This window comes from Endozoicomonas sp. ALD068 (assembly GCF_049310145.1).
Lineage (GTDB): Bacteria > Pseudomonadota > Gammaproteobacteria > Pseudomonadales > Endozoicomonadaceae > Endozoicomonas_A.
In genome coordinates, this window is the sequence record NZ_JBLYNU010000004.1 from 5843573 (window position 1) to 5855952 (window position 12380).

Sequence of the window (12380 nt, forward strand, 5' to 3'; positions counted from 1 at the left end):
TTTACGACCTTGACCTGTACCAGATGACCCTCAATGGTATAGATCACAGGGTATTGTTTATTCAAGCGTGAAGAGCGGTATCCATTCCACTGAAGCCTTCGGCTCTGCTAATATGCATTCCAATCCTGATTCCAACCCTGCATACGAATTTCCGTAATGAGTGATGATGTTGTTTTTGGCCTGCACGCTGTGCAGAGCCTGTTTGAGCATTCTCCTGAAAAAGTTTTAGAACTTTTGATCCAGAAAGGTCGCACTGATAAGCGCATTAATGCGCTGGTGGAGGAAGCCCGCAACCAGGGCGTGACGGTGCGTTTTGTCGAGCGCGGCCGACTGGACTCGAAAGTTGAAGGGGTGCACCAGGGCGTACTGGCCCGTGTTGCGCAGGCGAAAGTTTACCGGGAGGGCGATCTGGAAGATCTTCTGAACACGCTGGATGAGCCGCCTTTCCTCTTGATACTGGATGGCGTGACCGATCCTCATAACCTGGGTGCCTGTCTAAGAACCGCTGATGCCGCCGGTGTTCATGCTCTGATTACGCCCAAAGACAAATCTGCCAGCCTGAATGCGACGGCTCGAAAAGTGGCCTGTGGCGCAGCAGAGAATGTCCCGCTGGTACAGGTGACCAATCTTTCCAGAACCATGGATTGGCTGAAAGATCGTGGCATCTGGATGATTGGCACCGCCGGTGAAAGCGCTTGTGATATTTACAAGACAGACCTCAAGGGGCCCCTGACCCTGGTGATGGGTGCTGAGGGTAAGGGAATGAGAAGACTGACCCGTGACAAGTGTGATTCTTTAATCTTTATCCCCATGACAGGGTCAGTCAGCAGTTTGAATGTTTCTGTAGCGACAGGTGTCTGCCTGTTTGAGGCGGTTCGCCAAAGACAGTCATAGAACTCCGAAATTCTCAGGATGGTTTTTCTCTCAACAGAGCGTCCAGATGTTCAATGACTACAACCCAGTCAGCGTCTTCATTGTATGCCTGTTGAATAAAAGCCTGCTGGCTGTCTGAAAAGAAGTCGGCATGCTCAATTTTTACCCGATGGGGCATTTTTTTATGCTCTTCGATGAAGGCATTGATTTCTTGGTCGCTGCTGGGCAATCCAAGCTGATCAAACAGATCGTTCATGGTGTGATGAGCAGGTTCCATTGAGACCTCCTGATGGAATCTGTTTTCGTAACGTCATGATAGCAGGCCACTGTCTTTTGAAAAGATAAAACCGAATTCCAAAGGTAAAAAATGTGAGTACAAAAAAGAATGTCGTTTTATTGGATCGGGTTACTCTGGGTGACGGCGTATCACTGGAAGCGTTTCAACAGCTTTCATTACCGCTGGAAATATACGATCAGAGTCAACCAGAAGATATAGTTGAACGTTGTCGTGATGCGGTAGCGATTTTCACCAATAAAGTGGTGATTGATGAGTCGACACTCTCTTCACTCCCCAACCTTCGATATATCGGAGTAATGGCAACGGGAACAAATAATATTGATCTTGCTGCGTGTGATCTGCGAGGAATTAAAGTCCAGAACGTAGAAAGTTACAGCACCGCATCTGTTGCCCAACATACCATGGCTTTGATTCTGTCTCTGGCGGGCTCTGTTCCTGCTTACATCCAAGATGCTACCAACGGCAGCTGGGAAAAAAGCGACAGATTCTGTCTACTGAATCATCCGATCATGGAGCTGGAGGGTAAAACACTGCTCATTGTCGGTTATGGTGACTTGGGTAAGGCCACTGCCAAGCTGGCAGAAGCTTTCGGTATGAATGTGTTGAAGGCTAAAGTGCCAGGTTCGCCGACAACCTCTGAAGACAGGTTGGAGTTAGACGAAGGATTGAAACAGTCAGATGTCGTCAGTTTGCATTGTCCTTTGAGTGAAAGCACTGCCAACCTGATGGATCAGAGAAGACTGTCACTGATGAAATCCGGGGCTATTCTGATCAACACCGCCAGAGGCGGGCTGGTAGACGAGAGTGCTCTGGTTTCGGCACTGGAAGCTGGGCGACTGGGAGGCGCCGGGTTTGATGTGTTGACAGAGGAGCCCCCCAGACACGGAAATATCCTGCTCAGCACGTCTCTGCCCAATTTGATGGTCACTCCCCATTGCGCCTGGGGAAGTCTCGAGTCGAGACAACGTCTGGTCAATTTTGCGGCAGAGCACTATATACGTTTTCTTCAGGAGTAGGAGTCAGTTTCCTTAATTGCACTATGGTCAATAACAGTTAAAAAAAACTGGCGCATCACATTCGAATTTACTGATGGCAATGCATACATATTGAACTACGAGGATTATCACTGATGAGAATGCACGATCCACTCCACCCGGGAGAGTTTATAAAGCAAACCTACATGGAACCAGCCAAAGTTAGCTGCAGGCAACTGTCTGAGGCTCTGGAGGTCTCACCCTCAACTTTGAACAGGATTTTGCAGGGAAAAAGCGCTATATCCACTGAGATGGCCAGAAGACTTTCCATGGTTATTGGCAGAACTACGGAAAGCTGGCTGGTTATGCAGAACAACTACGACATCTGGCAATCAGAGCAGTCAGTAAAGCTCAATACTCTGAAGCCTTTCAAATTTTCTTTTGCGTGATCACTCAGGCCCTTTTTTGGAATCAGGGGTATAGGTAAAGCGATAGAAAATATCCACAGCCTGAGCCAGACCACTGACGACCTGAAGATAGAGTCTGGGCATGAGTTCGTAGCGAACTTTCACTTCGCTGACTGAGTCAAAAACCCCAGCACCGTATTGCAGGCGGAGACCGGGGGCTATGTAGCCACCAATGGTGATTCGGGTATCATCGCCACTGCCTTCAGTATCCAGAGAAACATCGCTAAAACCAAAGGATTCACCAAGCGATGTGGCGATACCACCAAATCGGGAAACACCAAGCCCTACCAGCATCGCCTGGGCACCGGAACTGTCATCTCCTTCCAGACCCCGGCCTCGCAGCAGGTAGGAGAGCTGCTCCTGTTGCGGCATTTCCGGGCTGGAATAAACGGTCCACTCAGGTTTTTTTACAGAGCCACTGACCTTAATGCCGACCTCAACATTATCTTCGATGGTTTCCGGATTTCGAATGGCATTGACCAATAGATAGGGGGAATCGATAGGCCCCTGAAAAATGATTTTTCCTTCCTTGATCAGTAAATCCTGGCCCAGCTGGTGGTAACGACCGCCAATTAAATTAATGGTGCCGCTTCCTTCCAGGGGTTTGTCAGGAAGCTGTAGAAGATCGAGATGCCCTGCCAGCCTGGCTTTGAGGCCGAAAGCATTGAGCCGGATATCGTCTCCCAGCATGACTCGTACCTTCATCGAAAACAGCTGTAAGGCCTGTTCGTGGAGCTCAGAAGTTTGTCCTTCCTGCACTATTACTACATCATCTGAGACTGAAACAGCACTCTCCGGAAGACTGTTGATGGTAATGCGACTCCAGGGAATTCGGATAATACCCGTCAGTGTTATCTTTTCAGACAGTGTCAGCTTAAGGTCGGGAGAAACTTTGATCTCCCCCATGCCAGGGTATTTAACATCCAGGTCTTGCCCTTTCAGGGTGATGATACCGGCAGGCTGCCGAAAATCTTTCCAGCTTAGCTGACCTCCCAGATCCAGTGAGCCCTTACCTACCTGCATTTTGCCTTCTACTGTGCCTGAGTCACCGTTCACATTGAGGTAAGTATTAAGTTCAGAAACGCTGACAATGTCTCGTGTGGTATTGGCATAACCATTTTCAATGGCCAGTCGGCCATAAAAAAGAGGTTTGGCAAGAGAGCCTTCCAGTCGGCCCCGGGCAGAAAAAGTACCTTTCAAATCGCTAACTTCAGGCAAGAAAGGCGCAAATATTTCCAGCAATAATTGCTCAATATTCAGCTGGCCACTGAGGGTTTTCCGGTTTTTCAGATCATTGACGGCTATGGTCAGGTGGCTGCGTCCCAACGTGTCTGAGAGGAAGTTTAGAGAGCTTTGCAACTGATTGTTGACGATTCTGGCTTCCATGTTGAGCTGGTTGTAATCGCCGGACAGATCATAAGCCTGAAGTTTTCCGGGGCTTGAAGAAAGCTTTAACGACAGTTTCGGCTGGTTATCCTGCCAGCTTGCTTCCCCTTTTGAGTTAAGCATCGCCTGCCAGCCAAAATCGGTGGGAAAAAAGGCTTTGAATCTTTCAGGTGCGAGTTGCTCAATGTGAAAGGAGAGAAGTCCTGAATCTTTGCCCAAGTGGCTGGATTGAGCACAAATACTGGAAGGGGATGATTCCAGACAGAATTCAGAGAATGAAGCGCTGGCTGCCGAGGCTTTGATATCAACAGGCTTTTTCAGTGACCAATCTCCGAATTCTGTGTTCAGGTCACTGCGGGTGAGCTGTCCCTGCCATTGTTCGTTGTGGTAGCTGCCAGCCAGGGTGATGACGCTCTTGAGCTCTTTACCCTGGGTTGAGAGCCGAACCTGATGTTGTTTTTCATTGCCTCTGGCTTCAAGCAAGATCTGGTTAAGCGTGTGTCTGCCCTGGTTCAGTGCCTCTATGCTGATGCGAGCCTGCCCCAGAATCTGTTCTTTCTTTACAATTTGACCTTTTGCCGAGAGGTCTTTGACGACTGTGTCCAGATAACGAACTGAAGAGCTGTCCAGTTGAAAGTTCAATCTGGGTTGCTTTTTGCTCCCGGATACATGGATTAAACCTTTCACCTCACCCTTAAGGCCGGGATAAAGTTCTGCCAGTTTTGAAGCATTGAGTTCTGCTTCTATGTCCCATTGTTTATCAATAAGACCATGGGCGTTTAACTGGTTTTCACCGACTTTGGCATTGAGGTGATCTACCTTCCAGTTAAAAAGATGATTGATGTCCAGTGTGCCGGAGAGCGAGACGGGTTTGTCCCTGAGTTCTCCGGTGATATCCATTTCAGAAATCACCAGGTGCCAGATTTTACCGTCCAGATTAAAACGGCTTTTCATAACGCCATCCAGTCTCGCAGGATACTGAGGTAAGAGGCTGGCTGTGTTCAGACTGTTGAGATTCACCTTCCCATTCCAGGCAATCCCCTTTGTCCAGTTCAGTCGGCCTGAAAGATCTGCATCACCTTCAGGGGTTGAGAGATTGAGACGATGGATCGCAATATGCTCAAGGTCTCCCCGTGCCTGGAGTAAGACCTTTACCCGGATTTCTTTATGAGTCCCGGAAGTGGCCAGGACATTGGATTTGGCCATGGCGCTGGCATCCAGTTGATAGTCGGCCAGAGAACCTTGAAGGCTGGCCTTCAGACTTTCTGGTTGGAGCTTTTTATCGAAGGAGGCTGGTTGAATTTCAACGGTTGCTGACACCGGATAATCGCCGCTCAGTGTTATTTTCCCGTGCAGGCTGGCTTTGCCCAAAGCATGTTCAACTTTGAACTCTTGGATATTGATTTGCGATTGCCGGGCATCAGACGACAAAAGTATATTACTGACTTCTTGCTTAATCTCACCCTGTTCATAAGTGCCTTTATCCAGAGTCAGCTTTTTGACAGTGATGGGCAGAGGTAGCTGTATCTCTGGCAATATCAGTCCGTCGCTGGCAGGTGTTTGTGCTTTATCAGGCACTGGTAGTTTAATTAAAAGGTTTTCCAGTCCCAGTTCATCAATGACCAGTCTTCCTTCGAGCAGCATTTGTGGTTGCCACTGCAAAGAGAGTCGGTTAGCTGTGAACGCCATATCCTGATCCACCCAGCCTGGATTCTGGAAGACAAGGCCGTTGGAAATTGATCCCTGAACCAATTCACCGTGAAGTTCAGGTAATTGTGAGCGAGCCAGGTTCCACAGCCAGAGGTTGCCGGTATGAGTCAGCAGCAAAAACAGCATCAGGCAGAGGAGAGTGACAAGAGAGGTTAAGATACCCAGAGCCGTCTTCATATTTCTGGCCCCATAGAAAAGTGCAGTCTATAAGGGGTGCCAGGTTCACTGACAGCGAAGGCCAGATCCAATCTCAGTGCGCCCAGTGGGGTTATCCAGCGGATGCCGAAGCCGGCTCCGGTTTTCCAGTCGTCCCTGTAGTCATTGGTGGCAGTTCCGTAGTCAACAAAAACAGCGGCTCGCCAGTGTTCCAGAAACTGGTAATTGTATTCCACACCGAGCGCAGTCATATATTTTGCCCCCGTCAATTTATCGTTGTCGTCTTTGGGGGCAATGCTTTCATAGTCATAGCCTCTTACCGTCTGGTCACCTCCAGTGAAGAAACGAATAGAAGGGGGTATTTTGCTGACGTCGTTTATCCAGATAGCACCTTGTTCAATTCTACCAATGAAACGGTGTTTTTCTGCCAGTGTTGTTAAACCTTTAGTACGGCCCCATAGCTTCACAAAGTTCTGATCAGAGGCAAAGAGCTTATCCGAAAATTCTGCCGTGGACATGATCAGGTAGCCGCTCCGGGGGTCGAGCTTCCCGCCTCTGGCGTGGCGTCGGGTCATGGAAATGCCTGGGATGACCAGAAAGCTTTCGCCACTCTGAAGGCCCTGTTTGTAGCTTTCGTATTGAATTCTTAAAAACAGGTCTCGGTCCCAGCCATGTGGGTTTTTTTTCCATTTATGGATGGACGTCGATCCAAGGTTACTGATGGTGTCTTCCTGTCGCTTATATTGATAACCCACCTGAAGGTCATAGAATTCAGTTAATGGGTTGCCGTAGGGGATTTTATAGCTGGAAGTCAGTTCGGCTCTGGGGGCTGAGAGCAGAGCCTCATTGGTCAGGCTGTGCCCTTTGTCATTGATCATGGGGATATCCCAGGTCAAAGAAAGCCTGGGGCCTTCGTCAGTAGAATAACCGACACCGGTTTCAATCTCATGATACCTCTTGGGAATGACACCGATATAAACAGGGACATGGTAGTCTTCGGTTTTATCCCGCATGGGGAGGATATCGATTTGCTGGAAATAGCCTGTTGAGGCCAGCTCTTTGTTCAGGTTGCCCAGCTTAACCGATTGATAGTTTGAGCCGGGCTTGAAGGTCAACATTTTCTCGATCAGGGCTTGGGTATTTTCAGGGATTTCTCTATAAACAATGTTCCCAAAGCGGTAACGCCTGCCAGAGTCAAAAACCAGTTCGACATCCGCCGCATTTTCTTGTGGATAAACTTTGACTCTGTGGGTTTGCATCTGAGCGTCGAAAAAACCGAGAGACTGGGCCTGGGTGTTAAGCTCCGTCTTAAGTTCTTCATATTCTCCGCTATTGAAGACAGTACCTTTTTTAAGGGGGGAGCGTTTGACGATCCTCTTGAACGACCGGTTTTTTCGGGCCTCTCCTTTCAGTTCTATTTTGATGGTGCGGATAAGTACGGGTTGTCCCGGATCAACATGAATCTTGAGTTGGTCAGTATCTTTGCCATCCATCTTCATGGAAATGGTTGGGTTGAAATAGCCCAGGGCTTGCAGAGATTTCTGAACGGCCTCAAGAATACTGCTTTGATAGCCAGGCAATTCTCCGGGCTCAATAGCAGGCAAAGTTTGCAGAAAGCGTTCGGCATTCCGCTTCAGCCCGTCTTCCAGACCCTTAATCTCATAGGTCAGATGGGATCGGGCCTGGCAAACAGAAGGAAGGGCTGAAAGCAAAAGTACGATAATCGATAGAAATTTATTCAGTTTACCCACTGGCGACCATTTGTTGAGAGTAAAGTTGTTGAGAGAAAGTGGCGGGACTGACCGATATCGTAGAAGGTCTGTCGATCTATCTCAATAAAAAGCAGCGTCAGGCAGTAGATTCCCGGATTCTCATGCGTTTTAACGTCGGCCGCCATCGGTTTATAATTCTTGCAACCATGGTCACACTTCTCTAAAATCCTCCGCTCTTTGTAAGCTGGGCGTGGTGTGCAGGCATCTTTCAGGTGACTGTCATCTCCGATCCATCTCCTTGCCTTACTGCTCTGTGAATGGAACCTGTGTTTCACTCAGTGTGGGAGGCTGTTTAACCCGTAAGGAGCAAATAATGCGTCATTACGAGATTGTTTTTCTGGTACATCCTGACCAGAGCGAGCAAGTACCAGGCATGATAGAGCGTTATACACGCGCTATCAGCGAAAACGGCGGTCAGGTACACCGTCTTGAAGATTGGGGCCGTCGTCAGCTGGCTTATCCAATCAACAAGATCCACAAGGCTCACTACGTTCTGATGAACATCGAGTGCAGCAATGAGATCCTGGACGAACTGACAGATAACTTCCGTTATAACGACGCAGTTATCCGTAACATGGTGATCCGTCGTGATGAGGCCGTTTCCGAGCCATCCATCATGATGCAGGCTGAAGAGAAACGTGAACGCCGTGACGATCGTCGTGAAGATCGTCGTGAAGAGCGTCGTGAAGAAGCTGCTGAAGCTCCGGAAGCTGCTGAAGAAGCTGCCGAGTAAGTCGTCCTTGATACTGCTTTAGCTCAAGGCTGTTTTAGCTCAAGGCTGTTTCAGCCCAGGCTGGCAGGATTAAGAACATCACCATTTGTTGAATTCAAGGAGACGTTGCAATGGCACGTTTTTTCCGCCGCAGAAAGTTCTGCCGTTTCACCGCTGAGGGCGTGAAAGAGATCGATTACAAAGATCTGAACACCCTGAAAGCTTATGTTTCTGAAACTGGCAAGATTGTACCAAGCCGTATCACCGGTACCAAAGCCCGTTATCAGCGTCAGCTGGCGACAGCTATCAAGCGTGCGCGTTACATCGCACTGCTGCCATATACTGATCGTCACTGATCAGTCGGCAAACTCTGGAACTGAAGGTATTGCTTGATGCGTAAACTGGCGGAACTGGCAATGAAAAGCCCGAAACATTCCTTGTTTCTGGCGGTCATATTTGCCTGTATTCCCATGCTTTTCTGGTTGAGTGCGGCTATTGTATCTCTGGTGATACTGCGTCGCGGCATTGACCACGGACTGAAAGTCCTGATTTGGGCTTTGTTACCCGGAATAGCCTGGGCCGCCTTTGGTCAATACAGCGTATTGATCGGGTTGGCAACCACAGCGTTGCTGGCTTGCGTCCTGCGCCAGACTGTCTCATGGCCGAAAACCCTGTTGGCTGTTGTGCCGCTGGGAGGCCTCGTGGCTTTTGCCATGTACCAGATATCACCGCAGATGATCAGCGTCATGGCTGGCACTGTGATGGAGTTTCTGAAAAAGAGTCTCCAGGGCAGTAGCAGTCTAGAGGCTCTGCAACCGGGTGAACATCTGAGACAGGTCCTGGAGTACGGCGTAGCGGGTGCTCTGGCCTGGGTGCACATACTGTTTTGTGTCCTGGCTTTGATGCTGGCGCGCTCCTGGCAGGCCGATCTCTATAACCCCGGAGGATTCGGTGAAGAATTCCGCAAGGTGCGGTTACCCGCAGCTGTCGGGGTAGGTCTACTGACCATCACTTTGATGGGTTCAGCACTGTCACCTGTGATGACTGCCCTGGTACCCATCGCATCGTTGCCACTGTTTATTGCAGGTCTGGCGCTGGTCCATGGGCTGGTAAAACTGCGTCAACGGGGCAGCTTCTGGTTGATTGGACTGTATATGCTGTTGATCACCCTTACGCAACTGGCATACCCGGTTATTGTTTTGACTGCTTGTCTTGACAGTCTGTTTGATTTTCGCAACCGCGTGAGTAAGCAGATTCAGGGCTGACAGGCACTAGGTATAAGGTAAGAGGCTAGCGATGGACGTTATCCTGCTTGAGAGAGTTGCCAACCTTGGCAACCTGGGCGACAAGGTAACCGTTAAAGCCGGTTACGGTCGTAACTTTCTGATTCCTTTCAGCAAGGCTGTGCCTGCTACCAAGGAAAATGTTGAAGCTTTTGAAGCTCGTCGCGCCGAGCTGGAAAAGGCTGCTAACGAAAAGCTGGCTGCTGCCCAAAAGCGTGCAGCTGAAATGGCTGAAATCGAACTGACCCTGACCGCCAAAGCGGGCGACGAAGGCAAGCTGTTCGGTTCTATCGGCTCACGTGATCTGGCTGAAGCCATCACTGGTGCTGGCGTTGAAGTAGCCAAGAGCGAAATTCGCATGGGCGAAGGTCCCATTCGCGCTACTGGCGAATACGACATCGCCATCCAGCTGCACACCGACGTTGCAGCGACTATCAAGGTATTCGTTGAAGCTGAATAAGTTCGGTTGTAACCACGCCTGATAGAAAAATACCCGTGGGCTTAGGTCCACGGGTATTTTTTTATGTGCCTTTTGTCCTGCCTCTTCATTCGCCGTCATTTCAGTCAAAAGATTGTTTTAAATCTGTCATCTTAAATACATTTCACTGTAATTCTTGTGTCGTTTAATGAGCCTGCTTTAGAGGATATTACACAACAAATAAAGCTGGCTTGAACGAGTAGATATTACATGAGCAAATATACTTTTGATCCGACGGTGTATAACTCCAGTGATAACAGGCCGATCTCGGCAGTGCTGGAAAAAGAACTCTCCCGCCGCAGTGTTCTGAAACGTGGGGGTGCACTGGCAGCATTTAGTGCACTGGCCAGCTTTGGTTTAACGGGCTGTAACGATGACGACTCTGACGATGTTTTTTCATCAGAGCTCTCTCTTGGCTTTGACTCTATTTCCGGCTCCAAGACCGATGCTGTGTCTGTACCTGCTGGCTACTCCGCTCAGGTTCTGGCGCCGTGGGGAACGCCATTGAATGATTTAGCGGCAGAGTGGAAAGATGATGGCACCAACAGTTCCACCGATCAGGCGAATGCTACTGGCATGATGCATGATGGGATGCATTTCTTCCCCCTTGAAGGCAACAGTACTGAAGGTCTGCTGTGTATAAACCATGAGTTTATTGATCAGACGCGACTGCATCCGAATGGGGCAACTGACAATAATGGTGTACGTCCTGCTGAGGAAGTTCGTAAAGAAATTAACGCTCATGGTGTTTCAGTGGTTCACATCAAACTGACTGATGGCGTCTGGGATGTGGTTAAAAACAGCAACTACAACAAGCGTTACACTGCAGGCTCTGAAATGGATCTGACCGGGCCGGTGGCAGACAGTGATCTGCTGATTACCAAATACACGGATGAAAAAGGGAATAAAGCCCTTGCCCGGGGCACCAACAATAACTGTGGTAATGGTCACACTCCCTGGGGGACTTATCTGACCTGTGAAGAAAACTGGCCTGGCTATTTTACCCGTTCCGATGACCCGTCTAACTGGACTGAAGAACAAATACGTCTGGGTATCAGTTCCAGGGGGACCCGTTATGATTGGGATACTGCTCTATCTTCTGACGAAAACGAAACCGGCGAGTTTGCCCGTTTTGATGTAACTCCGGGCTCCGGAGATGAGACTGAGGATTTCCGTAACGAAGCTAATGGTCACGGATACATTGTAGAAATAGACCCCTATAGTCCACAGGCTAAAGCGATTAAACGGACGGCTCTGGGTCGCTTCCGTCACGAAGACTGCTCATTTGGCAAACTGGAAGAAGGTCAGCCCGTTGTTTTCTATTCTGGCCATGACAGCCGGTTTGAGTACATCTACAAGTTTGTTTCCAAAGAGCTCTGGGACGCGGCAGATGCTGACTCTGAAGATCGTCTCGCCACCGGTGCAAAGTACATGGATGAAGGTACTTTGTATGCCGCTCGCTTCGATGAGGAAGGTCAGGGTGTGTGGTTGCCCCTGACTCCCGATGCCACCACTAAAGACGGTGGAAGGTTAGGTGATATCTCAGGATTCACGACTCAGGCTGAAATTATCCTGAACACGCCGGGTGCAGCTGATCTGGTAGGCGCTACCCCCATGGACCGCCCCGAATGGACTGCGGTAGATCCGAAAACCGGCTCTGTTTATGTGACACTGACAAACAACACTGATCGTGATAACCAGGACGGCAATTCTGATACCGACACCAACGTGGCCAACCCTCGTGAAGGAAATGAGTATGGCCATATTATTCGCTGGAATGAAGGGGCTGATCCAAGCCAGTTTACCTGGGAGTTCTTCCTGTTCGGCTCTTTTGCATCAGAAAGTGCCCTGGTGAATCTCTCTGGATTGAATGAAGCCAATGAATTTGGCAGCCCGGATGGTCTGGCATTTGATGACCGTGGTTTGTTGTGGATTCAAACAGATGGTGGTGTCAATGAAAACACCAATGACCAGATGCTGGCCATTATTCCATCTGAGCTAAGCAGCACTGAGGACTCGTTAGCCGTTAACGCCAACAACCAGGAGCAACTGAAGCGTTTCTTTGTGGGGCCAAATGGTTGTGAGGTGACTGGTCTTGCGTTTACATCGGATCACCAGAGCTTCTTCCTGAATATCCAGCATCCATCGAACTGGCCTGCCGCCGGGTCAACCGATGCAAAGGATGAGAGTGGTGCTAACAGGGCACGTTCTGCCACGGTGGTTGTTATGAAAGACGGTGGTGGTGAAGTGGGGGTTTAATAGCCGTCACCT

Annotated in this window: 13 protein-coding genes; 10 read left to right on the plus strand and 3 right to left on the minus strand. The window is 49.3% G+C overall.

Annotation, left to right across the window (positions count from 1 at the left end; genetic code table 11):
* The first annotated feature begins 156 nt into the window (after positions 1 to 156).
* Positions 157 to 894 (plus strand): 23S rRNA (guanosine(2251)-2'-O)-methyltransferase RlmB, encoded by a 738-nt coding sequence (gene rlmB, locus ACO6V5_RS21725; protein ID WP_422135690.1) that lies wholly within the window; start codon positions 157 to 159, stop codon positions 892 to 894.
* 13 nt (positions 895 to 907) lie between these two features.
* Here the strand turns inward: rlmB and ACO6V5_RS21730 are convergent, their stop codons facing one another.
* Positions 908 to 1150 carry a DUF2789 family protein gene (locus tag ACO6V5_RS21730; RefSeq protein WP_422135689.1) on the minus strand — a complete coding sequence of 81 codons (243 nt, stop codon included), beginning with the start codon at positions 1148 to 1150 and terminating at the stop codon, positions 908 to 910.
* A 92-nt stretch (positions 1151 to 1242) separates the two neighbouring features.
* On the opposite strand from ACO6V5_RS21730, the gene ACO6V5_RS21735 reads away from it, so the two are divergent.
* Genes ACO6V5_RS21735 through ACO6V5_RS21745 form a run of 3 tightly spaced genes read left to right on the plus strand, consistent with a single transcriptional unit; the run spans position 1243 to position 2594 of the window.
* Positions 1243 to 2187, plus strand: a complete 945-nt coding sequence (locus ACO6V5_RS21735; protein ID WP_422412915.1) for a D-2-hydroxyacid dehydrogenase — start codon at positions 1243 to 1245, stop codon at positions 2185 to 2187.
* Between the two features lie 30 nt (positions 2188 to 2217).
* Positions 2218 to 2301 (plus strand): type II toxin-antitoxin system RelE/ParE family toxin, encoded by an 84-nt coding sequence (locus ACO6V5_RS21740; protein WP_317146502.1) that lies wholly within the window; start codon positions 2218 to 2220, stop codon positions 2299 to 2301.
* On the plus strand, positions 2301 to 2594 hold the full coding sequence (locus ACO6V5_RS21745; protein WP_422135687.1) for a HigA family addiction module antitoxin: 294 nt from the start codon (positions 2301 to 2303) through the stop codon (positions 2592 to 2594). Before ACO6V5_RS21740 ends, ACO6V5_RS21745 begins: the two co-directional genes overlap by 1 nt.
* On the opposite strand, the gene ACO6V5_RS21750 is transcribed toward ACO6V5_RS21745, so the two are convergent.
* Complete coding sequence (locus ACO6V5_RS21750; RefSeq protein ID WP_422412917.1) at positions 2595 to 5885, minus strand: translocation/assembly module TamB domain-containing protein; 3291 nt, start codon at positions 5883 to 5885, stop codon at positions 2595 to 2597.
* Entirely contained in the window at positions 5882 to 7615 is a 1734-nt protein-coding gene (locus ACO6V5_RS21755) for an autotransporter assembly complex protein TamA (protein ID WP_422135685.1), read from the minus strand. Before ACO6V5_RS21755 ends, ACO6V5_RS21750 begins: the two co-directional genes overlap by 4 nt.
* Before the next feature lie 38 nt (positions 7616 to 7653).
* On the opposite strand from ACO6V5_RS21755, the gene ACO6V5_RS21760 reads away from it, so the two are divergent.
* The 6 genes from ACO6V5_RS21760 to ACO6V5_RS21785 all read left to right on the plus strand — a co-directional run bounded on the left by ACO6V5_RS21760 (position 7654) and on the right by ACO6V5_RS21785 (position 12368).
* Positions 7654 to 7800, plus strand: a complete 147-nt coding sequence (locus tag ACO6V5_RS21760; RefSeq protein WP_422135684.1) for a hypothetical protein — start codon at positions 7654 to 7656, stop codon at positions 7798 to 7800.
* Between the two features lie 149 nt (positions 7801 to 7949).
* Positions 7950 to 8369 carry a 30S ribosomal protein S6 gene (gene rpsF, locus ACO6V5_RS21765; protein ID WP_422135683.1) on the plus strand — a complete coding sequence of 140 codons (420 nt, stop codon included), beginning with the start codon at positions 7950 to 7952 and terminating at the stop codon, positions 8367 to 8369.
* 110 nt (positions 8370 to 8479) lie between these two features.
* The gene (rpsR, locus tag ACO6V5_RS21770; RefSeq protein WP_034835335.1) at positions 8480 to 8704 is read left to right on the plus strand and encodes a 30S ribosomal protein S18; all 225 of its coding nucleotides are present in this window, start codon (positions 8480 to 8482) and stop codon (positions 8702 to 8704) included.
* 36 nt (positions 8705 to 8740) lie between these two features.
* Positions 8741 to 9613 carry a hypothetical protein gene (locus ACO6V5_RS21775; protein ID WP_422135682.1) on the plus strand — a complete coding sequence of 291 codons (873 nt, stop codon included), beginning with the start codon at positions 8741 to 8743 and terminating at the stop codon, positions 9611 to 9613.
* A 31-nt stretch (positions 9614 to 9644) separates the two neighbouring features.
* Positions 9645 to 10091 carry a 50S ribosomal protein L9 gene (gene rplI / locus ACO6V5_RS21780; RefSeq protein WP_317144724.1) on the plus strand — a complete coding sequence of 149 codons (447 nt, stop codon included), beginning with the start codon at positions 9645 to 9647 and terminating at the stop codon, positions 10089 to 10091.
* Between the two features lie 228 nt (positions 10092 to 10319).
* The gene (locus tag ACO6V5_RS21785) at positions 10320 to 12368 is read left to right on the plus strand and encodes a PhoX family protein (protein ID WP_422412921.1); all 2049 of its coding nucleotides are present in this window, start codon (positions 10320 to 10322) and stop codon (positions 12366 to 12368) included.
* Positions 12369 to 12380: the final 12 nt, after the last annotated feature.

What these genes read in the sequence shown, in the direction of transcription:
- ACO6V5_RS21775 (WP_422135682.1), top strand. Translation starts at nt 8,741, where the DNA reads ATGCGTAAACTGGCGGAACTGGCAATGAAAAGCCCGAAACATTCCTTG.
- ACO6V5_RS21785 (WP_422412921.1), top strand. Translation starts at nt 10,320, where the DNA reads ATGAGCAAATATACTTTTGATCCGACGGTGTATAACTCCAGTGATAAC.
- rlmB (WP_422135690.1), top strand. Translation starts at nt 157, where the DNA reads ATGAGTGATGATGTTGTTTTTGGCCTGCACGCTGTGCAGAGCCTGTTT.
- rpsF (WP_422135683.1), top strand. Translation starts at nt 7,950, where the DNA reads ATGCGTCATTACGAGATTGTTTTTCTGGTACATCCTGACCAGAGCGAG.
- ACO6V5_RS21730 (WP_422135689.1), bottom strand. Translation starts at nt 1,150, where the DNA reads ATGGAACCTGCTCATCACACCATGAACGATCTGTTTGATCAGCTTGGA.
- ACO6V5_RS21745 (WP_422135687.1), top strand. Translation starts at nt 2,301, where the DNA reads ATGAGAATGCACGATCCACTCCACCCGGGAGAGTTTATAAAGCAAACC.
- rpsR (WP_034835335.1), top strand. Translation starts at nt 8,480, where the DNA reads ATGGCACGTTTTTTCCGCCGCAGAAAGTTCTGCCGTTTCACCGCTGAG.
- rplI (WP_317144724.1), top strand. Translation starts at nt 9,645, where the DNA reads ATGGACGTTATCCTGCTTGAGAGAGTTGCCAACCTTGGCAACCTGGGC.
- ACO6V5_RS21750 (WP_422412917.1), bottom strand. Translation starts at nt 5,885, where the DNA reads ATGAAGACGGCTCTGGGTATCTTAACCTCTCTTGTCACTCTCCTCTGC.